Below are 24,334 nucleotides of genomic sequence, written 5' to 3'. Positions count from 1 at the left end.
CTACGCGGGCCTCGCCGACCGGCCGAGGGGCGGTGAAAGGTCTGATGAAATCATGAGACCACCCCGCCGTCGAGCCGTCAGGAGTGCCAGATGACCGATTCACCCCGCCGCCTGCCCCGCATCGCCATCGCCGGACTGTCCGTGGAGTCGTCGACGTTCTCGCCGGCCCGGACGACGGTCGCGAGCTTCCGGCCGAAGCGCGGCGCGGAGATCCTGGCGACCCGGCCGTTCTGGTCACCCGGCGGCAGCCTCGCCGAGGCAGCCGAGTGGGTGCCGATCCTGCAGGGGCGGTCGATCCCGGGCGGGCCGGTGCCGGCCCAGGACTACCAGCAGCTCAAGGAGGAGATCCTCGCCGGACTGCGGGCCGCGGGTCCGCTGGACGGCATGGTGTTCGACATCCACGGCGCGATGAGCGTGGTCGGGATGGACGATGCCGAAGGCGATCTTGCGGTCGCGGTCCGCGAGGTGGTCGGGCCGGACGTCGTGATCAGTACCGGGATGGACCTGCACGGCAACGTGTCCCGTCGACTGGCGCACACGTTGGATCTGCTCACCTGCTACCGGATGGCGCCGCACGAGGACGCGCTGGACACCAAGGAACGCGCCGTGCGCAACCTGCTCGCGCGGCTCGCCCTGCCGCCCGAACAGCGGCGGCCACTGAAGGCCTGGATCCCGGTACCGATCCTGCTGCCGGGCGAGAAGACCAGCACCCGGATCGAGCCGGCCAAGGGTCTGTACGCCCGCGTCCCGGAGATCGAGGCGCTGGCCGGTGTGCTGGACGCCGCGATCTGGATCGGCTACGCCTGGGCCGACGAGCCGCGCAACTGCTGCGTCGTCATGGTCACCGGCGACGACGAGGCCGTGATCACGTCCGAGGCGGAACGCCTGGCCGCCGAGATCTGGGCCCGGCACGAGGAGTTCGCGTTCGTCGCCCCGGCGGCCGACCTGGAGACGTGTCTCGACGCGGCGGTGGCGAGCGATCGGCGGCCGTACTTCATCTCCGACTCGGGCGACAACCCGACTGCCGGCGGTGCCGGCGACGTCAGCTGGACCCTTGATCAACTACTGCGGCGGCCGGAGCTCGCGGACGGCCGGCTGACCGCCGCGTACGCCTCGATCCCGGACGCCGAGGCCGTCCAGCAGTGCGTCGAGGCCGGTGTCGGCGCCACGGTGACCGTCCAGGTCGGCGCGAGGGTGGACGCCGGTCCGGCCGGACCGGCCGAACTGACCGGCGTGGTGCGCCACATCGCCGAGGGCGATCCGGACGCGATCACCGAGGTGGTGGTCCGCGCCGGCGGGCTGGACGTGATCATCACGGAGCGCCGCAAGCCGTACCACCGCGAGGCCGACTTCACCCGGAACGGGATCGACCCCCGGGCCACTGATCTGATCATCGTCAAGATCGGCTACCTGGAACCGGAGCTGTTCGCGATGGCCGAGGACTGGATGCTCGCACTGACCCCGGGCGGGGTCGACCAGGATCTGATCCGGCTCGGGCACCGGCGGATCACCCGGCCGATGTACCCGTTCGACGCCGAGCCGTTCCAGCCCGACCTGTCCGCCCGGATCATCCCGGCGAGCAACCAGCCCGACCCCGGCCTCCAGGGCTGACGCCCGACGCACCCTGCGCCTGTCGCGGTGCCGGCCGGATCGGACCCTGCCCTTCGACAGGCTCAGGGCGCGTGCTGTTCGGGGCGCGGCCTAGGCCTTGTCGCCGAACCGGCTCGCCGACGCATCGATGTGGGCGAGCCGGCGCAGGGCCAGCAGCAGCGGCTCGACCAGGACCACCCCGAGCGTCACGTAGCGGACGGCCGCCTCGCGCGATTCGGTGGGCACCCGCGCCACCTCGCCCTCGGCCGTCCTGCGCATCGTCCGCGCGTAGTTGATCACCTCACGGTCGGACAGCTCGAAGCCGGCCGAGCGGATCGCCGCGAGCGCGGCGGCCAACGGTCGTAGTTGATCATCCTCCTCCGGCTCGTGCCACCAACCGAGCCGGGTGATCAACTCGCGCGCCTCGGTCAGGTCGAGGTCCTCCTCGGCGTCCGGGGCCAACTGCTCACACAGCGTGCCGAGCAGCCGGTGCAGCGAATCCGGAGGATGATCGATCTCGGCCAGGACGTTCTTCGCGGCCGCGATGCTCAGCCCGCCGGCGCCGAGCAGCGCCCGGACCAGCCCGAGCCGGGCCAGATGCGACGCGTCGTACTGAGCCTGCGTCGCCGACGTTCGCTCGCCCTCGTGCAGCAGGCCCTCCCGCAGGTAGTACTTGATCGTCGCGACCGGGATCCCGCTGGACCGGCTCAGCTCGGACATCTTCATGGCAGACCTCTTGCATTGGATAGTCACACTCTCTAATATTGGAGAGCATCAGTATCCAATACTAGCGAAAGGAGCCGGCCATGGCACGGTTCAGAAGGGAGCAGGCCGTCCTCGGTCGGGCGACGCACGCGTACGACGGCGAACTGGTGGTGTTCCTGATCGGCATGACGATCAACAAGCCGTGGCGGCCCGACCTCTGGCTGCCGGTGTTCCGGGCGATGCCGGGCATGCTGCGCGAACTGTCCAGTGATCCGGACTCAGGGCTGCTCGGCTACCGGCTGACCCTGGAAGGCATCCACCCGACCCTGATCCAGTACTGGGATTCGGTGGAGAAGCTGTACGCCTACGCGACGGCGGCCGATGCGCGGCACCGGCCGGCCTGGACCGCGTTCAATCGCTTGGCCCGCAAGGCGCCCGGGGCCGTCGGGGTCTGGCACGAGACGTACCTGGTCGAGCGGGCCGAGTCGGTCTACAGCCACACGCCGGAACTCGGCCTGGCCCGGGCCACCAGCCTGGTGCCGGTCGAGCGCCGCGGCGACGTCGCCCGGCAACGCCTCTCCGTCGGCGCCACCAAGATCAACCCCCGGACCTAGGAGCCTGACATGGAACCGTTCATCGCCCTCGTCGCCGTCACGGCGATCCTGCTCCTCCTCGGCCGGGCCGGCGTCCGGCCCCTCCGCCGCTGGCCGGTCCCGCTGCGCGGCGGCCTCGCCGCGATGTTCGTCCTGACCGGCGTCTCCCACTTCGTCGGGATGCGCGAGGAGTTGATCAGCTACGTGCCGCCGGGACTGCCCGAACCGGCGCTCTTGATCACGATCACCGGGGTGCTCGAACTGGCAGGAGCGGCCGGGCTGCTGGTCCGGCGCACCGCTCCGCTGGCCGCCGGTGGCCTGGCTGTCCTGCTGGTCGTGATGTTCCCGGCCAATCTGTACGCAGCGTTCGCCGGCATCGCCACCGACCCGCTGAGCCAGCCCGTGCCGCGGACCCTGTTCCAGCTCGTCTTCGTCGCCGCGGCCGTCGCCGTCGTGATCGCCGAGCACAGGGCGACCCGGGCTACGCGGCCGACTCCTCCGCCGCCTGCTCCAGCCAGCGCCGGGCAGCTTGCGGGTCGTCGGCGGTGACACCGTCGACGCCGAGCTCCACCGCCACGCGCGCCCGGGCCGGCTCGTCCAGCAGCCAGCCCGCGGCGCGCAGACCGCGATCGTGGATCCGGGCGACCGTCTCCACGGTCAGCCCTTCCCACCCCGTGTAGAGGGTCTGCACGCCGAGCTCGACCGCCTGGGCCAGCGCGTCGTCCTCGTACCCGAAGACGATGAAGCCGCGGCGTGCCCAGGGCATCACCTCGGCGACCTTGATCAGATAGTCCCGCTGGAAGCTGGTCACCGTGCACCGGTCCTGATCATCCGTACGGGCGTTCAGCACCTCGGCCACCGCCTCGGCCGCGCCGTCGGCCTTGAGCTCGACCTGCAGCGGCAGCGTGGTCTGCTCCAGCACCTGCTCGAACCGCAGCAGCCGTTCACCGCCGTCCAGCTCGATGTCGCTCAGCTCGGCCCAGCTGAGGTCCAGCACCTCGTCCTCCCGGCGCCCGCCGGTCACCCGCTTCACGGTCCGGTCGTGGATCACCACCGGAACGCCGTCGGAACTGAGCCTGATGTCCAACTCGATCTCGTCCGCTCCGTGCTCGTGCGCCAGGGCCAGGCTCGGGGCGGTGTTCTCGGGGGCGTGGGCCATCGCGCCGCGATGGCCGGTCACCATGATCGAAGTCACGCTTGAAGTACTCGCTTTCGTGATCAGCGGGAGATCTTGTTCGGGTACTGCTTCAGAATACGCTCGGTGCTTCGTCGCAGGTCGTTCGCGGTGCCCTTCATGATCGCGTCCGGATCCTCGGGGCTGCCGTAGATCCGCTGGATCGCCGTCTTCATCTTCTGGATCGCCGTCTGCACGTACTTGCGGACCATGTCCGGACCGGTCGCGATCTCCAGTTGCTTCACCGCGACGGCGTAGTTCGGGTTCTCGGCGACGATCTTGGAGATCGCCGCCGACTGCATCGCGGCCTTGGTCACCGGCATGTAGCCGGTGCCGATCGACCACTCCGAGGACTGTTCCTCGGCCGCCATGAACTTGATCAACTCGAAGGCAGCCTGCTTCCGCTCCGGCTCGGCGTACTTCATGATCGCCAGGCCGGAGCCGCCGGAGGGCACGCCGATCTGCTTCTGCTGTGGCAGGAACCCGGCGAGCACCGGGAACTGCGACGCCTTGGTGATCTTGGCCAGGGTTCCGGTCGAGCCCTCGACGCAGGCCACCATCCCGCTGGTGAAGTCGTTCACGTGGCTCTGCGCCAGATAGCCGGACTTGTCGACATGGATCAGGTCGTGGTCGAACCGGGCCGCCGCCAGCGACTCCGGCGAGTCCAGGATGATCTCGAAGCCGTCCGAGATCCCGCCGCCGAAGCTCCACACCTGGCCCTGGAAATACCAGTCGTCACCGCCGGTGAAGGCCCGCATCCGCGGCGTGCCGCCGCGATAGGTCACGCCGGCCAGCTGCTTGCCCCAGTCCCGGAACTCGTCCCAGGTCTTCGGCGCCCGCTCCGGCAGCCCGGCGGCGGCCAGGATCTCCGGGTTGACGTACAGCAGCGGGGTGGACCGGGCGAACGGCGTCCAGTAGATCTGGTCGTCGACGATGCCCTCGGCCAGCAGTCGATCATGGAACGCCGTCGGTCCGAAGGCGTCGTCGAAGTAGTCGTTCAGCGGTTCCAGCGTGTCGTTGAGGAAGTAGCGGTTCCAGGAGATGTCGGACAGCACCACCAGGTCCGGGATCTGCCGGGCCTGCAGGCCGGCGGCCAGCTTCTGGTCGACCCCGTCGTAGCTGTCGAACGTCTGCACCTCGGCGTAGATGTCGGTCTGGCTCCGGTTGAACCGGTCGACCAGGCCGGTCAGGATCGGCAGGTTGTCGCCGGTGAACGCGCTCCAGAAGACGATCCGGAGCCGGTTGGCGAACTCGCCCGGGATGCTGCCGCTGGGTTGGGAGTAGCCGACGCCGAACTGGGTGCACCCGACCAGCGGCACGGCGGCGAGGGCGCCGGCCCCGGCCAGGAAGCCACGGCGGCTGACCGACGACGGTTGACTGATCATGGCGCTCCTTCTTGAAGCAAGGGGGACGACCCCCTTGGACCCCCGCCTCGCTCCGCGCAAGGACATGCGGCCTTCTTGAGGCTTCGATCGACTGAGTCTCATCGGGAGATCGACGCTCCGGCGAGGCCCGACACGATGTAGCGCCGGGCGATCAGGAACAGGACCAGCATCGGCGTCACCACGAAGATCGTGCCCGCCATGATCGCGCCCCAGTTGTCGACGCCCTCGTTGGCCTTGAGGAACAGCAGCCCGATCGTCAGGGTGCGCATCTCGTCGGAATTCGTGGCGATCAACGGCCAGATGAAGCCGTTCCACTCGTCGATCAGGGCCAGCAGCGCAACCGTGATCACCGCGGGCCGTGCCATCGGCACCACGAAGCTGATCAAGCGGCGGAGATGGCCGGCGCCGTCCAGGTCGGCTGCCTCGAGGACCTCCCTGGGCAGCGAGAGGAAGTGCTGGCGGAGCAGGAACGTGCCGAACGCGGAGGCGACGCCGGGCAGGATGATGCCGAGATAGGAGTTGACCAGACCGAGCCGGCCGACCGTGATGAAGTTGATCAACAAGGTGACGTGACCGGGCACCATCAGCGCGCCGAGCATCAGCAGGAAGAGCACCTTCTTGCCGGGGAACGGGAGGTAGGCGAAGGCGTACGCGGTGAGCACGGCCAGCACCAGCTTGAGGGCCGCGCCGCCGAGCGTGATGATCGCGGAGTTCACCAGGTAACGGCCGAAGGGCGCCGAGGCCCAGGCCTGGACGAAGTTGCCCAGCTCCAGGGAGCGCGGGAAGAACGACAGCGGCCAGCTGTAGATCTCGGCACTCGGCTTGAGCGCGGCGGTCAGCAGCCAGTAGAGCGGGATCAGGAAGATCAGCCCGACGATCACCAGCAGCACGTAGTTGATCACTTGGCCCGGCGTGACCCGGCGACGCCGGCCGGCGGGAGCGCCGCCGGTGTCGGGGGCGGGCGCGGTCGGGTCGGCGAGACCCGGGGTCTGCAGTTCCGTGGCCATCAGTAGTGCACCCTTCGCTCCACGAACCGCAGTTGGACAGCAGTGACGACCAGCAGGATGAGGAACATCACCATGCCTCCGGCGGCCGCGTAGCCGGCGTCGAAGTTGCGAAAGCCCTGGTCGTAGATGAACCAGCTCAGCGTCGTCGTGGCACCGCCGGGGCCGCCGCCGGTCATCATCGCGATCACGTCGAACGACTGGAACGCGCTGATGATCGTGGTCACCGTGACGAAGAACGTGGTCGGCGACAGCAGCGGGAAGATCACGTGCCAGAACCCGCGCCACGGACCGGCGCCGTCCAGCAGCGCCGCCTCCCGCACCTCGTGCGGAATGCCCTGCAGCGCCGCGAGATAGATCAACGCGACGAACCCGACGCTCTTCCAGACCGACACGATCAGCAGCGCCGGCAAGGCCCAGGTGGTCGACGTCGTCCAGGCCGGCGAGGTGGCGCCGACCAGCTCGAACGCCGCTCGGGACAGGCCGTAGTTCGGGTCGAAGATGAACAGCCAGACGGCGGCGATGGCGGCGCCGGAGAGCACGTGCGGCGCGAACGCGACCGTGGTCACGACTCCGCTGCCGCGCAGGCGCGTCGAGAACAGGACCGCGAAGGCCAGCCCGATCGCGCCGCAGCCGAGCACCATCGTGAGCACCCAGATGACGGTGATCGTGATCACCCGGCCGAAGTTCGGGTCGGTGAACAGGTCCGTGTAGTTCTCCAGCCAGACGAACGTCGGCTCCGGCGAGATCATGTCCCACCTGGTCAGGCTGAGATACACATTGCCCAGCACGGGAACGTACGCGAACACGGCGATCAAGATCAGATTCGGGAACGCGAACAGGGCGAACAGTCCGTATCCCCGCCACCGGCTCCGCCGTCGAGAGGCGATGCGGGACGGCTCGGCGGGCGAGCCCTGACTCCGGCCGAGCGGCGGCGCTGTGGCTGTCACGGCGCTATCTTCACATCAGGTTGTGAAGATGGTCAACCGGCTTCCGGCGCCCGGCCCCCAGCACTAGTCGGGGCCAACGAGCACTCAGAATCCTTGAATTCGGGAGATCTGGGCCGCCCGAGCCCGCTTGACCCGGTATCCCGACGAGCCGTGTCTCCTAGAGTTCACTTGTTCGAAAACTGTTATTCTTCACAGCTCGTTATGTGAATCTGCGATCTGCGCGATCATGGTTGCCGAGCGAAGGAGCACCATGTCCAACCACCGGCAGCGACGCCTCGAGGAGATCCTCGACCGCCTCGCCGTACGCGGCACCGCCCAGGCCAAGGAGCTGGCCGACGAGTTCGAGGTCTCGGTGATGACCATCCATCGTGATCTTGACGAGTTGGAGCGGCGCGGCGCGGTACGGAAGTTCCACGGCGGCGTCACCGTGGCCAGGACCAGGAGCCACGAGATCTCCGCCGCGATCCGGCGCCGGCTCGCCGTCGAGGAGAAGCTCGCCCTGAGCCGATTCGTCGTCGAGCGGATCCAGCCCAACCAGACGATCATGATGGACGACTCCACGACCGTCGAGCCGATCGCCGAGATGCTGGCCGGCGCCGGGAACGAGGAGTTGCGCGTGATCACCAACTCCCTGACCGTGATCAACCAGTTGGCCAACGAGCCGGGCGTGATCATCACCGCCCTCGGCGGCCAGTACGACCCGAGCCACGAGTCCTTCCTCGGCGTCGGCGCCGTCGAGGCCGTACGGGCGCTGCGGTGTGAGTCGCTCTTCGTCTCCACCACCAGCGTCGACGCCGACGGCCTCTACCACCAGGAGGAGTCCGTCGTCGCGCTCAAGCTGGAGATGCTCAGATCGGCCCGGCACCGAGCGCTGCTCGTCGACAGCACGAAGTTCACCGAGGCCTCCCTGCACCGCGTCTGCGGCTGGGACATGATCGACGAGCTCGTCGTCACCGATCGAGCCCCCGCCGACACGCTCGCCAGGATCGCCGGCCACGGCGTCAAGATCACCACCGTCCCCCTTCCCGACAAGTGACGTAGCGAATCGAGCGATGGCCCGACACCGCGACGATTCAGTGCGCCAACGGCGCTACGACCGGCCCGGCCGACGTCATCACCACGGATCGGATCACGTCATCGAACCGCCCCACCGACCGCCAGTGGTCGAACGCAACGCGCGCGGTGGGAGGCATCTCGAGACCGGGGTCGCCGGCGAGGTCGAACCAGCGCAGCTCTCCCTCCGGGCATGCGATCGGCGCCGGCACACCGACCCGGAGTGCAGCCTCGAAGTAGTAGGTGATGCGCAGTTCACCTCCGTTGTCGCGAAGGGCCACGTACCGCAGCGCGAGACCCACGACATCCGCGTCGGCGAGCCCGGCCTCTTCGCGCAACTCCCGGAGCACGGCTGTAGTCGGGTCGCCGAGTTCGGCCGGCTCGACATGGCCACCGATCCCGACCCAGGAATCCGCGATGGCGCGGGAGTTCCGGCGGTAGAGCAGGAGCACCTGATCACCGCGGACGAGGAAGACCGACGTCATGAGCCGGGCGGTGCGCAGGGCCATGAAGGGGCAGCCTAGTGCGCCGGCACGGCCGGTAGAGCTGGCAGCTTCGAGCCTGGCGCGGCCGCAGTGACCGAAACCCAGCGCACTTTCACCGATCCGCGCTCGCCGACGCCGATCTCGGTGAAGTGCGCTCGATTCCGGTCAGACAGCATCCGCCACACCGAGCGAGAACCGCTCACCGCCGCCACCGGATCGCACCAGGAAGATCACAAAGTCCGGCCGCCCTACCAGGAGGACCGACCCGACGCAGATGCAGGGATCACCGGACCCGAGCGATCCCTGTTCACGGCGCCACCGCGACCGTTGCAACAGTCGCGCTCGAAGGGAACGGTCGCGGCTGCGTCGACGGCGGCCGGGAACCGGGCGGCCCATGGGAAGAGGGCCGCGCGACATGAGAAGGCGGGCCGGCGCACGCAGGCGGAACGAGGACACGGGCCTACGCACACCGGCGCAACCAGGACACGGGCCCACGCACCACTGACGACACCGACCCACGCACACCGGCACACACCGGCACACACCGGCACACACCGACGATACGGACCCAGGCACACCGGCACCACCGACGACACGGCCCACGCACACCGGCACCACCGACGACACGGACCCACGCACACCGGCACCACCGACGACACGGGCCCGCGCACGCGAGCGCGCCGACCGACACAGACCCACGCACACCGGCACCACCGACGACACGGGCCCGCGCACGCGAGCGCGCCGAGGGCGGCTCGCGCGACACCCGGCGGGCGTGATCACCACAACTCGGCCCACCCGCGCAACCGCGACCGCTCGGCTCAAACGCGACCATTGCAACGGTCGCGGATGCAGGCAACGGTCGCGATTGCGGCAACGGTCGCGGATGCGGGCTTGATGCGAGGCACCCGGGGACAGGCTGCGGGCCGGGAATAGGTCGACGGTTGGGGGCGTTGGGCCACACGTAGGTAGTTGAATGGTAAACTAAAGGTCGTGAGGAGACGATGATGCAGTTCGGAATCTTCAGCGTCGGGGACGTCACCACGGATCCGACGAACGGCCGCACCCCGTCGGAGGCGGAACGGATCAAGGCGATGGTGCAGGTCGCGCTCAAGGCCGAGGAGGTCGGGCTCGACGTCTACGCGACCGGTGAGCACCACAATCCCCCGTTCGTCCCGTCGTCGCCGACCACGATGCTCGGCTACATCGCGGCCAGGACGTCCAAGATCATCCTGTCCACCGCGACGACCTTGATCACGACCAACGATCCGGTCAAGATCGCCGAGGACTACGCGATGCTGCAGCACCTGGCCGACGGCCGGGTCGACCTGATGATGGGTCGCGGCAACACCGGTCCGGTCTACCCCTGGTTCGGCCAGGACATCCGCAACGGGATCGAGCTGGCGATCGAGAACTACCACCTGCTGCACCGGCTGTGGCGGGAGGACGTGGTCGACTGGGAGGGCAAGTTCCGGACCCCGCTGCAGAGCTTCACGGCAACCCCGCGGCCGCTCGACGGCGTGCCGCCGTTCGTCTGGCACGGTTCGATCCGCAGCCCGGAGATCGCGGAGCAGGCCGCCTACTACGGCGACGGGTTCTTCGCCAACCACATCTTCTGGCCGACTGATCATTTCCAGCGGTTGATCAACCTCTACCGCCGCCGGTACGAGCACTACGGCCACGGCTCCGCGGACCAGGCGATCGTCGGGCTCGGCGGGCAGGTGTTCATCCGGCCGAACTCCCAGGACGCGGTCCGCGAGTTCCGTCCGTACTTCGACAACGCCCCGGTGTACGGGCACGGCCCGTCGTTGGAGGACTTCATGGCGCAGACGCCGCTCACCGTCGGCAGCCCGCAGCAGGTGATCGAGCGGACCCTGACGTTCCGGGAGCACTTCGGCGACTACCAGCGCCAGCTGTTCCTCGCCGATCATGCCGGACTCCCCCTGAAGACCGTCCTGGAGCAGCTGGACATCCTGGGCGAGCAGGTGGTTCCGGTGCTGCGCAAGGAGTTCGCGGCGCTCCGTCCGTCCCACGTACCGGACGGCCCGACGCACGCCGCGCTGGTGGCCGAGCATGATCAACAGGCCAACACCGAAGCCGAGCCGACCCCGGAGACGGAGACCAGCCGAGCATGAACTCCACCGAAACGATCATGGCCATCTCGGCCGGGCTGAGCCAGCCGTCGTCCACGCGGCTGCTGGCCGACCGGCTCGGTGCGGCGACGAAGCGTGCCCTGCCCGACCGGAACGTACGGATCGAGTCGGTCGACCTGCGCGAGTACGCCCACGAGATCACTGATCATCTGCTGACCGGGTTCGCCGGACCCAATCTCAAGGCGGTGCTCGACGAGCTGGCCGAGGCGAGCGCGCTGATCGCGGTCACGCCGATCTTCAGCGCCTCGTACTCGGGCCTGTTCAAGTCGTTCTTCGACGTCGTCGATCCGGACCTGCTGACCGGCAAGCCGGTGCTGCTCGGCGCGACCGGCGGCACCGCCCGGCACTCGCTCGCCCTGGAGTTCGCGGTCCGGCCGCTGTTCAGCTATCTGCGGGCCCGGACGGCGCCGACCGCCGTCTTCGCGGCCACCGACGACTGGGGGCAGGTCCGCGGCGGCGGCACCGGTTCGGACCGGCACCTGACCCAGCGGATCGACCGGGCGGCGGACGAGTTCGCCGCGTTGATCACCGGGACCCGGTTGCCGGCGGCCGACGATCCGTTCCAGGATCCGGTGCCGTTCGAGCAACTGCTCGGCCGCGGCGACGCCGGCTGATCCTCGGCGAGTTCAGGACTCGGGCGGGCTGTGGCGCGGGCGGGTGCGCCACAGCCAGATCAGGCCGATCACCGGCAGGATCAGCGGTACGAAGCCGTACCCGATCCCGTAGCCGGACCAGACCGTGGCGTGCGGGAACGCGGCCGGGTCGAGCAGGCTCAGGGTGCCGACGGTGAGCACGCCGGCCAGTTCGATGCCGACCGCGACCCAGGCGATCCGGCGCGACCCGCGCGTCCCCAGCCCGAGGGTGATCGTCGCGACCAGGTAGATGAGCGCCGCCAGGGCCGACAGCAGGTACGCCACCGGCGCCTCCGAGAACCGGGTGGCCAACTGCAGCCCGGCCCGGGCGCCCGCCGACAGGGCGAACAGGCCGTACACGGCGACCAGGATCAGGCCCGGGCCCTTCCGGGTGCTGCCCGACTGCGGCTCGGTCAAGCGGGACCCCACAGGTCGAGCAACCGCAGGGTCATGGCCAGGACGGCGAACGCGGCGACCGCCAGCACCCCGCCCGCATAGCGGCTGCGGTCGTTCAGGGCCCAGACGGCGGCGATCGGGACGATCAGGGCGATGACGATCAGATAGCCGACCGTGGTGCCGAACTCGACCGGCTGGTGACCCTGCGCGAGCAGCACGATCGCGATCACGGTCTGGGTCAGCGCGGCGACCTCGAGCACGGCGCCGGCAATCAGCTGGGCGCGGCCGACCGGCTTGTTCAGCGCCAGCGTCGTGACGCCCCAGACCGTGCACAGCAGGCCCAGTCCGATCACGATGCCGACCAGCACGGGGATCATGCGCGGCGTCTCCTCTCTCGCGGCAGCAGGCTACCCCGCCGGCTTTCCCAGGTAGGCTCATGGTCCATGCGGATCCTCGGGTACGACGGCGGCGCGCTCGCCTTCCGTACCCTTCTCGGCCACGGCGCCGATCCGCTCACCGCAGGGCTGACCCACGGCTACACGACCGTCGGACCGCTGGACGCCCGGCGGGCCGGCGACGGACAGCTCGAACTCGACCTCAGTGTCACCCGCTCCCCCGTGGCCGAACCCGCGCCGAACGGCCCGCCGCCGATCGACCCCGAACTCGATCTCGCGGAGCTGGCCCGCAACGGCGAACACCCGGTGGCCCGGCAGCGCGTCGCCGGCTACGGCCTGATCACCTCCGACCGGGGCCTGCTGGTGACCGAGTACTCGCACCGCACCAACTCCGCCGGCGACTGGGGCCTGCCCGGCGGCGGCATCAAGGACGACGAGCAGCCGGCCGAGGCCGTGGTCCGGGAGGCGTTCGAGGAGACCGGCCAGCGGGTCGAGGTGGACGAGATGATCATCGTGCACAGCTCCCAGTGGATCGGCCGGTCGCCGCACGGCCGGCTGGAGGACTTCCATGCGATCCGGCTGGTGTTCCGGGCGCGCTGTCTCGATCCGGGCGAGCCGGTCGTCCACGACGTCGACGGCACCACCTCCGACGCACGCTGGATCCCGCTCGACGACTGCGCGAAACTGCCCTGGCGGCGCGGCTGGGACAAGCTGATCCCGGCGATCCTCGGCGTCACCACCACCTGAGTCGTGTCGACGCACCCACGTCCGATCAGGGACGCGGCGGCGGGGCCGTGCTCTGCCGCTCGATCAGCCGCGTCGGGATGACCTGATCGACACGCCCGGGCCGGCCCGGATCCTCCAACTGCTGCAACAGCAGGGCGATGGCGTTGCGGCCGATCTCGGTGAAGTCCTGGCGCACGGTGGTCAGCGGCGGCCAGAAGTAGGCCGACTCCGGCATGTCGTCGAAGCCGACGACGCTGACCTCGTCCGGCACGGTGCGGCCGGCCTCGTGCAGGGCCTGGATCAGCCCGAGCGCCAACTGGTCGTTGGCGGCGAACACCGCCGTCACGTCGTCCCGCCCGGCGAGGGCGAGCCCGTGCCGGTGGCCGGACCGGGCCGTCCAGTCGCCGACCAGCACCGGCGGCGGTTCCAGTCCTGCCTCGCGCAGCGTTGCCGCCCAGCCGCGCGCCCGGGCCGCGGCTGGTGCCGACTCCTCGGGGCCGCCCAGGTGCCAGACCGTGGGGTGGCCGAGTTCGAGCAGATGCCGGGTCGCGAGCCGGGCCCCGCCCTCCTGATCGGAGTCGACCACGTCGAGGTCGATGCCGGCGCCGGTGTTGACGACGACGATCGGTACGTCAGCCGGCAGCGTCACCTCGGCACCCTCCAGCAGGTGCGGCTCGACGGTGACGACGATGCCGTCGACCGCCTGCTCGCTGAGCCGGTCGATGGCGCCCGACACACCGCCGCGGGTGGCCGTGATCGGGAGCAGGGTGACCGAGTACCGGGCTGCCGAGGCGGCCAGGACGATCTCGTCCAGGGTGCGCATCATCCCGAAGCTGGTCAGGTACGACGTGATCACACCGATCGCGTGGAACCGGCCCGCCTTGAGCGCCCGGGCGGCCCGGTTCGGCCGGTAGCCCAGCTCGGCCATGGCTTGCTGGACGCGCTCCCGGGTGGTGGCGTCGACGTTGGTCCGGCCGTTGGCCACCCGGGAGACGGTCTGGGTGGACACCGCGGCCCGCCGCGCCACATCGGCCAGCGACGGCCGCCGTGAGCTCATCGGCACCGCTCCGCACCGTGGCTCATCGGCGATTCAGCGGATAGTCGCTGAGGCCGTCGAGTTGGAGCGTGGTCACCGACCAGCCGTCGACCGGTAGTTCGGCGACCGCTCCGGTGACCGGCAGTGGGGCGTGCTCGACCAGGTGCCGGCCGGGCGCCGTACTCCAGCAGCGGATCGCGGCGCCGGACGCCGGCCGCGGGAAGCCGGACAGATCGAGCCGGAGCAGCGCCGGATCGGCGTGCCCGTTGACGTGGACGACGACCAGCCGGTCCGGCTCCGGCCCGAGCGCAGCCACCGTGTCCATCCCGCCGGTCTCGGTCCGGGTCGTGATCAACTGGGCGCCCGGCCGGATGAACCGGGAGAACTGCGCCATCACCCAGTACTTCAGGTTGCGTCGGATCGGTTCCCGCGCCGGGTCGGTGCTCGCGAAGTCGACCTGGATCAGGCCCCAGTTCTGATCTTCGATGATCATGTTCCGGTGATCTTCGATCGCCTGCCAGAACACCCAGGCGCGCGGCCGCAACTCGGTCAGGTCGCCGATGATCTGCCGGGCCAGCGCCAGTCCGGGACGGATGTCGTCGAAGTCCAGCGGCAGCCCGCCGGGACCAAGATCGACTTCGGACATCCAGAGCGGTTTTCCTGCCTGTACGGCGATCCGGCGCACCTCGGGCCTCCGCGCGACCGCATAACTGTGCACATTGAGCTGGCCGACCGCGGCCCTCGCCTCCTCCGTCCAGCCCTCCCAGTCCTCGACGACATGAGCCGGGTCGGTGTCGTCCGGACCGGCGATGATCACCTGGTCCAGCCCGGCTGCGCGCAGTTCCTCGGCCAGTACGGTGATGATCTTGGACTGGGCCCGGACGTTCCAGTGACAGCCCTCCTGGCGGTTGAACGCGTGCCAGTACGGCGTGTTCGGCTCGTTCACCGGCGACAGCGTCCGGATCGGGATGCCGTCGGTCTCGATCAGCCGCCGGGTCACCCCGACCAGGTAGCGGGCGAAGGCGCGGTACTGGTCCGGTCGCAGGTTGTCGTGGCCGGCGTCCTGGTGCCCGGAGACGTACCCGCTGGCCGTCATGAAGTACGGCGGCGAGTTGGAGAACGCCTCGAAGACGTCGGCGCCGCGATCACGGGCCGCGCGGAGCCACCAGCGCTGGTTCGGATCCGGGTCCGCGGCCCAGTGATCATGATCATCCGGATCCCACCAGTCGCGCTGGTCGGGTCCCGGCCGACCGTCCGCCGCGGGGGCCGCCAGGCCTTGGTGCGGCGCGTGGGTCCGCGGCCAGGGCGCCTCCGGGACCGGGCCGATCTCGGCCGGGCGGCGCCACCAGCCGGGAACATCCGCGCCGGCGCGCAGGTACGGTTCGGTCTCGGGGCTGTCGCCGCCCCCGATGTTGTACCGCGCGATCGTGAAGCCGAGCCCGTCCCGGCCGAACACCGCGTCCGCGAGTTCGCCGCGGATCGGCTCGGGCCAGCCGCCGGTGGCATGCCCGAACCAGGCCAGCGCCGTACCCCAGCCCTGGAACGGCTCACTCGGCTCCGAGGGGTCCAACCACACCGTCGCCATTGGGTGATTAAAGCAAAGCGCAGCCGAAACCAGGTTGCGGCCGCCCCGGTCACACCGAAGACTTTGGCCATGACGGAGTCGACGCAGGAAGCGCAGGAGTTGCCCGAACGATCCTTCGGCTGGTGGGACATGTGGGTCAGTCCGGAGGAGGACCCCCGGGACGACAGCACGTTGGTCGGCGAGCGGGCGGTCCTGACCGGCTACCTGCGCAACTACCGGCTCACGCTCGAGATGAAGTGCTCCGGCCTGGACGCCGAGCAGCTGGCCCGCCGGTCGGTGCCGCCGTCCAACCTCTCACTGCTCGGCCTGGTCCGTCACCTCACCGAGGTCGAGCGCTACTGGTTCCGGAAGGCGATGGCCGGCGAGGACGTACCGAAGCTCTATCAGCGGGAGGGCGAGAGCGACTGGGACATCGACGGCGCCGTGGCCGACCCGGCCGTGGTCGAGGAGGCCTGGCAGAACTGGCGCGCAGAGGTGACGTACGGCGAGGAGTTCGTGGCCGCCGCGACTGATCTGGGCATGAACGGCCCGGACGGCGAGAACAACCTGCGGGACGTGCTGGTCCACCTGATCGAGGAGTACTGCCGCCACATGGGCCACGCCGACCTGATCCGGGAACGGATCGACGGGCGCGTCGGCCAGTAGTCCCGACCCTCCTAGTGCTGCAGCGACACCGGGCCGACGTCGCCGAGCAGGTCCTGCCGGGTCAGCACGCCGACGGGCTTGCCGTCGTCCAGCACCAGCAGTGCGTCGTGGTCGACCAGCAGCTCGACCGCCGCGGCGACCGGCTCGGAGGCACCGAGCGCCGGCAGCGCCGGCTCCAGGACGGACTCGACGGAGTCGGCCGGCCCGGCCTTGTGGGTGAACAGCTGCTCCAGCAGGCCACGCTCGCTCACCGAGCCGACCACCTCGGCCGCCATCACCGGCGGCTCGGCCCGGACCACCGGCATCTGCGACACGCTGTACTCCCGCAGGATGGCCACGGCCTCGGCGATCGTCTCGCCCGGGTGCGTGTGCACCAGCGACGGCAGCGCGCCGGTCTTCTCCCGCAGGACGTCGCCGACCACCCGGCCGGTCTCGGGCCGCGGCGCGAACCCGTACCTGGTCAGCCATTCGTCGCTGAACACCTTGGTGAGGTAGCCGCGGCCCGAGTCCGGCAGCAGCACGACGATCACCGCGTCCGGGTCGTCCAGATCGGCGGCCAGTCGCAGCGCGGCGGCCGCCGCCATGCCGGAGGAACCGCCGACCAGCAGCGCCTCCTCGCGGGCCAGCCGCCGGGTCAGCTGGAACGAGTCGCCGTCCGAGACCTCGATCACCCGGTCGCAGATCTCGCGGTCGTAGTTGGCCGGCCAGAAGTCCTCGCCCACGCCCTCGACCAGGTACGGCCGGCCGCTGCCGCCGGAGTAGACCGAACCGGCCGGGTCGGCGCCGATCACCTGGACCCGGCCGCCGGAGACCTCCTTGAGGTAGCGGCCGGTGCCGCTGATCGTCCCGCCGGTGCCGATGCCCGCGACGAAGTGGGTGATCCTGCCCTCGGTCTGCCGCCACAGCTCCGGGCCGGTGCTCTCGTAGTGGCTGGCCGGGTTGTTGGGATTGCTGTACTGGTCCGGCTTCCAGGCGCCCGGGATCTCGCGCACCAGCCGGTCCGACACCGAGTAGTACGAGTCGGGGTGGTCCGGCTCGACCGCGGTCGGGCAGACGACGACCTCCGCCCCGTACGCGGCGAGCACGTTCCGCTTGTCCTCGCTCACCTTGTCCGGGCAGACGAAGACACAGCGGTAGCCCTTCGACTGGGCGACGATGGCCAGGCCGACGCCGGTGTTGCCGCTGGTCGGCTCGACGATCGTGCCGCCCGGCTTCAGCTTGCCCTCACGCTCGGCCGCCTCGATCATCTTCACGGCGATCCGGTCCTTCACCGAGCCGCCCGGATTGAGGTATTCCACCTTGGCCAGAACCAGCGGCCGCAGCCCCTCGGTCACCGTGGACAGCTTCAGCAGCGGGGTGTTGCCGACCAGGTCGATCAGCGAGCTCACGTACTCCACGGAGCGCAATCTATCCGGAAAGTTGGCGAGGGCCGCCACTCCCGTCGGAGTAACGGCCCTCAAGTAGGGGGGTCGAGCGCTGCGCGGAGACTACCGTCGCAGATAGGACAGCAGGCGCAGGATCTCGATGTAGAGCCAGACCATGGTAACGGTCAGGCCGAACGCACCACGCCACGACTCGCTGGCCGGCGCGCCCATCGCCACACCGCGTTCGATGTGATCGAAATCGAGCACCAGGTTCAGCACCGCGAGCACCGCGCCGAGCAGCGAAACGCCGACGGCCAGCAGGCTGACCGGGCCGGTGCCGCCGTCACGGAGACCGAGGTTGATGCCGAACAGGGAGAGCACGAAGTTCAGGCCCAGCGCCACGGCGAAGCCGATCGTGGCCAGGACGACGATCTTCTGGAACTTCGGGGTGACCCGGATGTTGAAGATCTTGTACGCCGCCAGGGTGACGCCCGCGGCAGCGAACGTGCCGAGCACCGCCTGAACGACGATGCCGGGGTAGAGCCACTCGAACCAGTAGCTCAGGGCACCGACGAAGACACCTTCGATCACGGAGTACGCGAGCACCAGCGGGGGCGAGACCTTGCGGCGGAACGAGACCAGCAGCACGGTGACGAAGCCGACCAGGCCGGAAACGATCATGGCCGGGAACAGCATGGTCTCCGGGATGACACCGGAGAACAGGCCGTACATCATGACCGCGGCCGAGGCGATGACCAGGCCGATGGTGATGACGGACTTGGTGATGACGTCGTCGAACGTCATCCGCCCTTCGGTGGTGGTGGGCGGCTGCGCGCCGCCGAAGTATCCCTGCGGTTCCGAGCCGTAGCCCGGTTGTCCGTAGCCCTGTTGACTCCCCGGGGTGAACGCGTCCTGCCGAGACAGGATCGGGTTCGAACTACGCAACATCCTGGGTTCCTCCTGTATCCGGCACCGACTGTGCCGGTCTGAACGAGTCCTCAGTCTATGCAACACCGCCTGTGGGCCCGATTGTTCCGCCCTGGGAATCGGCTAAGAACCATCCTTGGCCCAAGCCCGGCACGTTGTCCACAGCCGCGGGTTACAAGCGTGTGTCGTCCACAGATTTTCGCACGGCTGAACGAAGGGTCTGGAGGCGGCCCAGAGTCCCGGCCGTGGAGACCTTGGAGACGATGATCCGCGATCGCGGCGGTGTGTTGACGGCGGATGGCGACCGGGCGCTGGCTCGGCGGCTGCAGCGCTTGGCGGCGCAGGGAGTACTGCACTCGGTCGCGCCGGGAATCTTCCTGCCCGCCGCCAGACGGGACGACCTCGACCTCCGGCTCGCCGCCGCCGCACGGTGGGCACCGGGCGGTGTGATCACCGGGGCTGGGGCGGCGCGGCTGAGTTTCTGGCCTGACGTCGCGGTCGGAACGATCACCCTGTCCGGACCGCTCCGGCGTCGCGCGATCCGCGGCATGGTCCTGCATCGGGAGCACATCCCGTCCGATCTGCGACGAGCCGCGCCGGTCCCGTTCCAGGATCTGACCATCACCGTGCCTGCGCTCACGGCCCTCGACCTCGGCGCCGACGGGATCGACCGGGTCCTGCTGACGCGAGCGGCGACCCTCGAGGATCTCCATCGAGCCCTCGGTCTCACCCCGAACCGCGCGGGCAATGTCGCACGCCGGCGACTCCTGCACGATTCACGGGACGAGCCGTGGTCGGCCGCCGAGCGACTCGGTCACGCGGTGTTCCGGTCCGGCGGGATCTCAGGTTGGCGGTCCAACCTTCCGGTCCATTGCGGTCCGACCCTCTACTACGTCGACATCGGCTGGCGACGTCTGAAACTGGCGGTCGAGATCGATGGCTACGCCTACCACTCCGACCGCGAGCAGTTCGAACGGGACCGGCGCAAATGGAGCGACCTCACGGCCCATGGTTGGCGAATCATCCACCTGACCTGGAACCAACTGAACGATGATCCGAGGTGGGTCCTGGCCACGGTCCGGCGCGCGATGTCGCAGATTTGACGATAGCTTCGAAAACAGGCCCGCCGGGGGCCTGTTCGGGAAGCTATTGTCAAATCTGCGACAAGATCACCATGTCGATTCAGAGGTGGGGCTGCACCAGGTCTCGGTAACGCTCGGCGAGGAGGTCGACGACCTGCTGGTACGGCTGCGCCCAGAGGTCGGCGTTGAAGATCTCCACCTCGACGTCGCCCTGGTAGCCGGCCGCCGCGACGGCGCGGGTGAACGAGGCGAAGTCGACGTGGCCGTCGCCCATCATGCCGCGGGCGAGCAGGGTGTCCGGCGGCAGCGGGGTGATCCAGTCCGAGATCTGGTAGCTGACGATCCGGTCGGCGGCGCGGGCGATCTGCTCCTCGACGCCGGGCTCCCACCAGAGGTGGAAGGTGTCGACGATGACGCCGACCACGGCCGGGTCGAAGCGCTCGGCGATGTCGAGAGCCTGGCCGAGGGTGGAGATCACGCCGCGGTCCGCCGCGTAGATCGGGTTCATCGGCTCGATGCCGAGCTTGACGCCCCGTTCGCTCGCGTACGGGACCAGGCGCTCGATCGCCTTGATCACCCGGGACCGGGCGCCGGCCAGATCACGGTCGCCGGCCGGCAGGCCGCCGGGCACCAGGCAGAGCGTTGCCGCACCCAGTCGCGCGGTCTCGTCGATGGCGGCCCGGTTGTCCAGGTGGGCCTGCTCGACCTCGGCCGGCGCGGCGGCGGTGAAGAAGCCACCCCGGCACAGCGAGGAGACCCGGAGGCCGGATTCCTTGATCAACTCCACGGCCCGGTCCAGCCCGACCTCGGCGACCGGCTCGCGCCAGACGCCGATCGACGGCAGGCCGGCGGACAGGCAGGCCTGGATCGCCTCGGCCAGCGAGGCGTTGGCGATGGTGCGCTGGTTCAGCGAGAGCCGCGCCAGTTCCGCGCCCGTCATCGGCGGACTCCGGCGGCCTCGAGCACCAGGGCCAGCCGGTGGGCGGCGAGCTCGGGATCGGGCAGCAGGCCCGCCTCGTTGGCCAGCTCGAAGATCCGGCCCAGGTGGATCGGCGACCGGGCGGCCTGCAGCCCGCCGATCATGGTGAAGCCCTCCTGCAGCCCGGACAGCCACGCCGTGAACGCGATCCCGGTCTTGTAGTAGAAGGTGGGCGCCGCGAAGATGTGCCGGCTCAGCTCCAGGGTCGGGGCCATCGCCGCGTCGTAGCCGGCACGATCATCACTGTCGAGCGCTGCCAGCGCGGCCGAGGCGGCCGGGGCGATCGCCGCGAAGGCGCCGAGCAGGGCGTCCGAGTGATGATCACCGTCGCCCTTGATCAACTCCGGGTAGTTGAAGTCGTCGCCGGTATAGAGCCGGACCCCTTCCGGCAGCGCGGCGCGCAGGCCCTTCTCGTGGTCGGCGGACAGCAGCGACACCTTCACGCCGTCGATCCTGGCGGCGTGGTCCTTGATCAACTCCAGGAAGGTGGCGGTGGCGGTCGGGATGTCGGTCGATCCCCAGTAGCCGCGCAGGTTCGGATCGAAGGCCTCCCCCAGCCAGTGCAGGATCACCGGTTCGGTGACCTGGCCGAGCAGCCGGTCGTACACCTGCCGGTAGTCGTCGGCCGAGGCCGCGATCCGGGCCAGGTGCCGCGAGGCCATGATGATCACCTGCGAGCCGGCGGCCTCGACGAAGGCGATCTGCTCCGCGTAGGCGTCGGTCACCTGGTCCAGCGTGGTCAGCTCGGCCCGGTGGTCGGTGCCGGCACCGGAGGCGATCCGGGCCCCCACCTCGCGGGCCTGGGCCGCGCTGCGCGTGATCAACTCCTGGACGGCCGGCCAGTCGATGCCCATGTTGCGCTGCGCGGTGTCCATGGCCTCAGCGACGCCGAGCCCGTACCGGAAGAGATGCCGGCGGAACGCCAGCGTCGCGTCCCAGTCGACCACCGCCGGCGCCCCCGGTACGTTCTCGCCACGCGGATCCGCGACCACGTGCGCCGCGGCGAACGCGACCCGGCTCCGGTACGGCTCCGGATGATCAACCCACTCCCCCGGCGTCCGCAGCGTCAGCTCTCGCCAACTCCCGTCGGCCAGCGGCACCGCGACCGCGGATCCCTTCAGCAGGGTCATGACCCGAGCTCGATCCGACGACCCTCACGGGAGGAGGCGTAGCCGGCATCGGCGAGCCGCAGCCCGCGCACCCCGGCGGCGAAGTCGTACCGGTGCGGCTGGCGGGCGTCGACGTTGATCAAGAACTCCTCCCACTGGGCCCGGAACCCGTTGCCGAACTCGGCGTTGTCCGGAATCTGCTGCCACTGGGAGCGGAAGTCCTGGTCGGTCGGCTCGTCAGGGTTCCAGACCGGCTTGGGCGTCTGGGTGCGGTGCTGGATCCGGCAGCCGAACAGACCGGCGACGGCCGAGCCCTCGGTGCCGTCGACCTGGAACTCGACCAGTTCCTTGCGGTCGACCCGGACCGCCCAGGAGGAGTTGATCTGCGCGATGATGCCGCCGTCCAGTTCGAAGATCGCGTACGCGGCGTCGTCGGCGGTGGCCTGATAGGGCTTGCCCTGCTCGTCCCAGCGCTGGTCGATGTGCGTGACGGCCTTGGCCAGCACCGACTGCACGCTGCCGAAGAGGTTCTCCAGCACGTAGTTCCAGTGGCAGAACATGTCCAGCACCATGCCGCCGCCGTCCTCGGCACGGTAGTTCCAGCTGGGCCGCTGGGCCGGGATCAGGTCTCCCTCGAAGACCCAGTAGCCGAACTCTCCTCGTACCGAAAGGATCCGGCCGAAGAAGCCGGAGTCGATCAAGCGCTTCAGCTTGAGCAGGCCGGGCAGGTAGAGCTTGTCGTGCACCACCCCGTTGATCACTCCGGCCGACGCTGCGGCCCGGGCCAGTTCCTCGCCCTCGGCGACGGTCTCGGCGATCGGCTTCTCGGTGTAGACGTGCTTGCCGGCCTCGATCGCCTTCAAGATCGACTTCACCCGCTCGCTGGTCACCTGGGCGTCGAAGTAGATCGTCGCCTCCTGGTCGGCCAGCGCGGCGTCGAGATCGGTGGTGTAGCGCTCGATGCCGTGATCTTGAGCCATCCGGGCGAGCTTCTCGCTGTTCCGGCCGACCAGTACGGGCTCGACGGTGATCCGGTCGCCGTTCGGCAGCGCCACGCCGCCCTCGTCGCGGAGGGCGAGGATGGAGCGGAGCAGGTGCTGCCGGTAGCCCATCCGGCCGGTCACCCCGTTCATGATCACTGTGTAGCTGCGCGTCGGCATGGCATCCTCATCGTTCGAGTGGAAAACGCTTACCATCCTAGTGGCGCAAAATCGCCTCACGCAAGTCCGATTCCCGCAGTCGAAGCACAATCGCGGTCCGGCCAGGACCGGAACTGCCGGAAGGTCAGGCAGAATGGTCCGGCACGCCAGCGTGGGTCGTGCGAAGGCCCCCGTAGCCCAATCGGCAGAGGCACGCGGCTTAAACCCGCTCAAGTATGGGTTCGAATCCCATCGGGGGCACCCAGGGCACTCTCCGCCGCCACCCGCGGGCGCCAGTTCACCAGCGCGGTCGCCACCACGGTGAGCAGCAGCCCCACCCCGGTGAAGAGCGTGAACGGCTCGCCGTACAGCGCGACGCCCCACCCGGTGGTCACCGGCGGCACCAGGAACATCAGCGCGTTCACCCGGGTCACCCCGAGCCGCCGCAGCAGCACCCAGTACAAGGCATAGCCACCGAACGTCGGCAGCAGGATCAGCCAGCCGACCGCGAACCAGAAGCCCGTCGTGGCCGGCGGCACCACGCTGCCGGTCGCGATCGCCAGCACGGTGAACACGGTCGCCGAGGTGATCAGGTGGATCGCCAGGGCGCGCAGCGGCGGCATCGACGTCCGGGCCCGGCGGTCGACGAAGGTCGCGGCGACCAGGCAGAGCATGCCCACGAACGGCACCAGGTACGCCCACGCCGGCGCCGCCGTGCTCGGATCGGAGGCATCCGCGACCGTGACGACGGCGACGCCGGCCAGCCCGATCAGCAGCCCGAGCCACTGCCGCCGACCGACAGCGACCCCCAGCACCGGCCCCGCCAGCGCCGCCACCACCAGCGGCTGCAGTCCGTCCACCAGCGCCGTCGTGCCGGTACTGACCCCGAGGGCGATGGCGGCATAGACGGTGAGCACGTAGCCGGACTGGGACAGCAGACCGACCAGCACCTGCCGAGCCAGCTCGCCCGGGCCGGAGGCGGCAGCCGACCGGGCCGCCGCCAGCAGCAGTGGCGCCGCGACCAGCCCGAGCGGCAGGAAGCGCCACAGCAGGAGCGTGAACAGCGAGACATCCACGCCGCCGAACTTGGCGCCGATGAAGCCGGACGACCAGCACAGCACGAAGGTCAGGCTCAGGCCCGCCGTCAGCAAGGCACCCCGCTTGGGTAAACCGATCGGTATAGTCATCTCGCCCACGCTATACCGATCGGTTTACTCTGGCTATACC

The 24,334-nt window shown here is 69.6% G+C and carries 25 protein-coding genes and 1 tRNA gene; 10 read left to right on the top strand and 16 right to left on the bottom strand.

The annotated features are described in order from the left end of the window. Window positions 1-90: 90 nt before the first annotated feature. Window positions 91-1,611 carry a M81 family metallopeptidase gene (locus AC6CCG_RS24340; protein WP_496657320.1) on the top strand — a complete coding sequence of 507 codons (1,521 nt, stop codon included), beginning with the start codon at window positions 91-93 and terminating at the stop codon, window positions 1,609-1,611. Window positions 1,612-1,701: 90 nt separating this feature from the next. Here the strand turns inward: AC6CCG_RS24340 and AC6CCG_RS24335 are convergent, their stop codons facing one another. Next, window positions 1,702-2,316, bottom strand: coding sequence for a MerR family transcriptional regulator (locus tag AC6CCG_RS24335; protein ID WP_496657319.1), 615 nt, complete (start codon window positions 2,314-2,316; stop codon window positions 1,702-1,704). An 80-nt stretch (window positions 2,317-2,396) separates the two neighbouring features. Here AC6CCG_RS24335 and AC6CCG_RS24330 point away from each other — a divergent pair, with 80 nt between their 5' ends. After that, the gene (locus AC6CCG_RS24330; RefSeq protein ID WP_496657318.1) at window positions 2,397-2,909 is read left to right on the top strand and encodes a DUF4188 domain-containing protein; all 513 of its coding nucleotides are present in this window, start codon (window positions 2,397-2,399) and stop codon (window positions 2,907-2,909) included. A gap of 9 nt (window positions 2,910-2,918) precedes the next feature. Then, window positions 2,919-3,437, top strand: a complete 519-nt coding sequence (locus AC6CCG_RS24325; protein ID WP_496657317.1) for a DoxX family protein — start codon at window positions 2,919-2,921, stop codon at window positions 3,435-3,437. Here the strand turns inward: AC6CCG_RS24325 and AC6CCG_RS24320 are convergent. The 4 genes from AC6CCG_RS24320 to AC6CCG_RS24305 all read right to left on the bottom strand — a co-directional run bounded on the left by AC6CCG_RS24320 (window position 3,370) and on the right by AC6CCG_RS24305 (window position 7,401). After that, window positions 3,370-4,083, bottom strand: coding sequence for a glycerophosphodiester phosphodiesterase (locus AC6CCG_RS24320; RefSeq protein ID WP_496657316.1), 714 nt, complete (start codon window positions 4,081-4,083; stop codon window positions 3,370-3,372). The genes AC6CCG_RS24325 and AC6CCG_RS24320 overlap by 68 nt on opposite strands. Before the next feature lie 23 nt (window positions 4,084-4,106). Further along, entirely contained in the window at window positions 4,107-5,447 is a 1,341-nt protein-coding gene (locus tag AC6CCG_RS24315) for an ABC transporter substrate-binding protein (protein WP_496657315.1), read from the bottom strand. Window positions 5,448-5,545: 98 nt separating this feature from the next. Continuing rightward, entirely contained in the window at window positions 5,546-6,454 is a 909-nt protein-coding gene (locus AC6CCG_RS24310) for a carbohydrate ABC transporter permease (protein WP_496657314.1), read from the bottom strand. Continuing rightward, entirely contained in the window at window positions 6,454-7,401 is a 948-nt protein-coding gene (locus tag AC6CCG_RS24305; protein ID WP_496657313.1) for a carbohydrate ABC transporter permease, read from the bottom strand. Before AC6CCG_RS24305 ends, AC6CCG_RS24310 begins: the two co-directional genes overlap by 1 nt. Before the next feature lie 250 nt (window positions 7,402-7,651). Here AC6CCG_RS24305 and AC6CCG_RS24300 point away from each other — a divergent pair, with 250 nt between their 5' ends. Continuing rightward, on the top strand, window positions 7,652-8,437 hold the full coding sequence (locus AC6CCG_RS24300) for a DeoR/GlpR family DNA-binding transcription regulator (RefSeq protein ID WP_496657312.1): 786 nt from the start codon (window positions 7,652-7,654) through the stop codon (window positions 8,435-8,437). Between the two features lie 37 nt (window positions 8,438-8,474). Here AC6CCG_RS24300 and AC6CCG_RS24295 read toward each other — a convergent pair whose 3' ends face one another. After that, window positions 8,475-8,963: an NUDIX domain-containing protein gene (locus AC6CCG_RS24295; protein ID WP_496657311.1), complete on the bottom strand. Its 489-nt coding sequence runs from the start codon at window positions 8,961-8,963 to the stop codon at window positions 8,475-8,477. Window positions 8,964-9,946: 983 nt separating this feature from the next. On the opposite strand from AC6CCG_RS24295, the gene AC6CCG_RS24290 reads away from it, so the two are divergent. Both AC6CCG_RS24290 and AC6CCG_RS24285 read left to right on the top strand, forming a co-directional pair. Beyond that, entirely contained in the window at window positions 9,947-11,074 is a 1,128-nt protein-coding gene (locus AC6CCG_RS24290; RefSeq protein WP_496657440.1) for an LLM class flavin-dependent oxidoreductase, read from the top strand. Continuing rightward, the gene (locus AC6CCG_RS24285) at window positions 11,071-11,706 is read left to right on the top strand and encodes an FMN reductase (protein ID WP_496657310.1); all 636 of its coding nucleotides are present in this window, start codon (window positions 11,071-11,073) and stop codon (window positions 11,704-11,706) included. The genes AC6CCG_RS24290 and AC6CCG_RS24285 overlap by 4 nt, the downstream gene beginning before the upstream one ends. Before the next feature lie 12 nt (window positions 11,707-11,718). Here the strand turns inward: AC6CCG_RS24285 and AC6CCG_RS24280 are convergent, their stop codons facing one another. Both AC6CCG_RS24280 and AC6CCG_RS24275 read right to left on the bottom strand, forming a co-directional pair. Further along, on the bottom strand, window positions 11,719-12,141 hold the full coding sequence (locus AC6CCG_RS24280) for a hypothetical protein (protein ID WP_496657309.1): 423 nt from the start codon (window positions 12,139-12,141) through the stop codon (window positions 11,719-11,721). Further along, entirely contained in the window at window positions 12,138-12,497 is a 360-nt protein-coding gene (locus AC6CCG_RS24275; RefSeq protein WP_496657307.1) for a hypothetical protein, read from the bottom strand. Before AC6CCG_RS24275 ends, AC6CCG_RS24280 begins: the two co-directional genes overlap by 4 nt. A 66-nt stretch (window positions 12,498-12,563) precedes the next feature. Here AC6CCG_RS24275 and AC6CCG_RS24270 point away from each other — a divergent pair, with 66 nt between their 5' ends. Beyond that, entirely contained in the window at window positions 12,564-13,262 is a 699-nt protein-coding gene (locus tag AC6CCG_RS24270; protein WP_496657306.1) for an NUDIX hydrolase, read from the top strand. Between the two features lie 25 nt (window positions 13,263-13,287). On the opposite strand, the gene AC6CCG_RS24265 is transcribed toward AC6CCG_RS24270, so the two are convergent. Next, on the bottom strand, window positions 13,288-14,298 hold the full coding sequence (locus AC6CCG_RS24265) for a LacI family DNA-binding transcriptional regulator (RefSeq protein WP_496657305.1): 1,011 nt from the start codon (window positions 14,296-14,298) through the stop codon (window positions 13,288-13,290). A 22-nt stretch (window positions 14,299-14,320) separates the two neighbouring features. Further along, window positions 14,321-15,862: a glycoside hydrolase family 30 protein gene (locus tag AC6CCG_RS24260; RefSeq protein ID WP_496657304.1), complete on the bottom strand. Its 1,542-nt coding sequence runs from the start codon at window positions 15,860-15,862 to the stop codon at window positions 14,321-14,323. 69 nt (window positions 15,863-15,931) lie between these two features. Between AC6CCG_RS24260 and AC6CCG_RS24255 the strand changes: the two genes are divergently transcribed. After that, a complete protein-coding gene (locus AC6CCG_RS24255) occupies window positions 15,932-16,507 on the top strand; it encodes a DinB family protein (protein ID WP_496657303.1) in 576 nt (191 codons plus the stop codon). Between the two features lie 11 nt (window positions 16,508-16,518). Here AC6CCG_RS24255 and AC6CCG_RS24250 read toward each other — a convergent pair whose 3' ends face one another. Together AC6CCG_RS24250 and AC6CCG_RS24245 are read right to left on the bottom strand one after the other, a co-directional pair. Further along, entirely contained in the window at window positions 16,519-17,904 is a 1,386-nt protein-coding gene (locus tag AC6CCG_RS24250; protein ID WP_496657302.1) for a cystathionine beta-synthase, read from the bottom strand. 90 nt (window positions 17,905-17,994) lie between these two features. Beyond that, a complete protein-coding gene (locus AC6CCG_RS24245; RefSeq protein WP_496657301.1) occupies window positions 17,995-18,819 on the bottom strand; it encodes a Bax inhibitor-1/YccA family protein in 825 nt (274 codons plus the stop codon). 71 nt (window positions 18,820-18,890) lie between these two features. Here AC6CCG_RS24245 and AC6CCG_RS24240 point away from each other — a divergent pair, with 71 nt between their 5' ends. Beyond that, window positions 18,891-19,901 (top strand): endonuclease domain-containing protein, encoded by a 1,011-nt coding sequence (locus AC6CCG_RS24240; protein WP_496657300.1) that lies wholly within the window; start codon window positions 18,891-18,893, stop codon window positions 19,899-19,901. Window positions 19,902-19,980: 79 nt separating this feature from the next. Here the strand turns inward: AC6CCG_RS24240 and AC6CCG_RS24235 are convergent, their stop codons facing one another. Genes AC6CCG_RS24235 through AC6CCG_RS24225 form a run of 3 tightly spaced genes read right to left on the bottom strand, consistent with a single transcriptional unit; the run spans window position 19,981 to window position 23,128 of the window. Continuing rightward, window positions 19,981-20,820 (bottom strand): sugar phosphate isomerase/epimerase family protein, encoded by an 840-nt coding sequence (locus tag AC6CCG_RS24235; RefSeq protein WP_496657299.1) that lies wholly within the window; start codon window positions 20,818-20,820, stop codon window positions 19,981-19,983. Then, window positions 20,817-21,989, bottom strand: a complete 1,173-nt coding sequence (locus tag AC6CCG_RS24230; protein WP_496657298.1) for a dihydrodipicolinate synthase family protein — start codon at window positions 21,987-21,989, stop codon at window positions 20,817-20,819. Before AC6CCG_RS24230 ends, AC6CCG_RS24235 begins: the two co-directional genes overlap by 4 nt. Beyond that, the gene (locus AC6CCG_RS24225) at window positions 21,986-23,128 is read right to left on the bottom strand and encodes a Gfo/Idh/MocA family protein (RefSeq protein WP_496657297.1); all 1,143 of its coding nucleotides are present in this window, start codon (window positions 23,126-23,128) and stop codon (window positions 21,986-21,988) included. Before AC6CCG_RS24225 ends, AC6CCG_RS24230 begins: the two co-directional genes overlap by 4 nt. A 166-nt stretch (window positions 23,129-23,294) precedes the next feature. Here AC6CCG_RS24225 and AC6CCG_RS24220 point away from each other — a divergent pair. Continuing rightward, window positions 23,295-23,368 (top strand) — tRNA-Leu (locus AC6CCG_RS24220). On the opposite strand, the gene AC6CCG_RS24215 is transcribed toward AC6CCG_RS24220, so the two are convergent. Further along, a complete protein-coding gene (locus AC6CCG_RS24215) occupies window positions 23,338-24,294 on the bottom strand; it encodes a DMT family transporter (RefSeq protein ID WP_496657296.1) in 957 nt (318 codons plus the stop codon). The two genes, AC6CCG_RS24220 and AC6CCG_RS24215, sit on opposite strands and share 31 nt — an antisense overlap. Window positions 24,295-24,334 lie beyond the last annotated feature (40 nt).

Source organism: Microlunatus sp. YIM B11417 (genome assembly GCF_059617205.1).
This window is presented reverse-complemented; position numbering and strand designations above follow the sequence as displayed.

Bases quoted from the DNA above. Each gene is read 5' to 3' on its own strand.
- AC6CCG_RS24340 (WP_496657320.1), top strand. From the start codon at position 91: ATGACCGATTCACCCCGCCGCCTGCCCCGCATCGCCATCGCCGGACTG.
- AC6CCG_RS24335 (WP_496657319.1), bottom strand. From the start codon at position 2,316: ATGAAGATGTCCGAGCTGAGCCGGTCCAGCGGGATCCCGGTCGCGACG.
- AC6CCG_RS24330 (WP_496657318.1), top strand. From the start codon at position 2,397: ATGGCACGGTTCAGAAGGGAGCAGGCCGTCCTCGGTCGGGCGACGCAC.
- AC6CCG_RS24325 (WP_496657317.1), top strand. From the start codon at position 2,919: ATGGAACCGTTCATCGCCCTCGTCGCCGTCACGGCGATCCTGCTCCTC.
- AC6CCG_RS24315 (WP_496657315.1), bottom strand. From the start codon at position 5,447: ATGATCAGTCAACCGTCGTCGGTCAGCCGCCGTGGCTTCCTGGCCGGG.
- AC6CCG_RS24310 (WP_496657314.1), bottom strand. From the start codon at position 6,454: ATGGCCACGGAACTGCAGACCCCGGGTCTCGCCGACCCGACCGCGCCC.
- AC6CCG_RS24300 (WP_496657312.1), top strand. From the start codon at position 7,652: ATGTCCAACCACCGGCAGCGACGCCTCGAGGAGATCCTCGACCGCCTC.
- AC6CCG_RS24295 (WP_496657311.1), bottom strand. From the start codon at position 8,963: ATGGCCCTGCGCACCGCCCGGCTCATGACGTCGGTCTTCCTCGTCCGC.
- AC6CCG_RS24290 (WP_496657440.1), top strand. From the start codon at position 9,947: ATGCAGTTCGGAATCTTCAGCGTCGGGGACGTCACCACGGATCCGACG.
- AC6CCG_RS24285 (WP_496657310.1), top strand. From the start codon at position 11,071: ATGAACTCCACCGAAACGATCATGGCCATCTCGGCCGGGCTGAGCCAG.
- AC6CCG_RS24275 (WP_496657307.1), bottom strand. From the start codon at position 12,497: ATGATCCCCGTGCTGGTCGGCATCGTGATCGGACTGGGCCTGCTGTGC.
- AC6CCG_RS24270 (WP_496657306.1), top strand. From the start codon at position 12,564: ATGCGGATCCTCGGGTACGACGGCGGCGCGCTCGCCTTCCGTACCCTT.
- AC6CCG_RS24265 (WP_496657305.1), bottom strand. From the start codon at position 14,298: ATGAGCTCACGGCGGCCGTCGCTGGCCGATGTGGCGCGGCGGGCCGCG.
- AC6CCG_RS24260 (WP_496657304.1), bottom strand. From the start codon at position 15,862: ATGGCGACGGTGTGGTTGGACCCCTCGGAGCCGAGTGAGCCGTTCCAG.
- AC6CCG_RS24255 (WP_496657303.1), top strand. From the start codon at position 15,932: ATGACGGAGTCGACGCAGGAAGCGCAGGAGTTGCCCGAACGATCCTTC.
- AC6CCG_RS24245 (WP_496657301.1), bottom strand. From the start codon at position 18,819: ATGTTGCGTAGTTCGAACCCGATCCTGTCTCGGCAGGACGCGTTCACC.
- AC6CCG_RS24235 (WP_496657299.1), bottom strand. From the start codon at position 20,820: ATGACGGGCGCGGAACTGGCGCGGCTCTCGCTGAACCAGCGCACCATC.
- AC6CCG_RS24230 (WP_496657298.1), bottom strand. From the start codon at position 21,989: ATGACCCTGCTGAAGGGATCCGCGGTCGCGGTGCCGCTGGCCGACGGG.
- AC6CCG_RS24225 (WP_496657297.1), bottom strand. From the start codon at position 23,128: ATGCCGACGCGCAGCTACACAGTGATCATGAACGGGGTGACCGGCCGG.
- AC6CCG_RS24215 (WP_496657296.1), bottom strand. From the start codon at position 24,294: ATGACTATACCGATCGGTTTACCCAAGCGGGGTGCCTTGCTGACGGCG.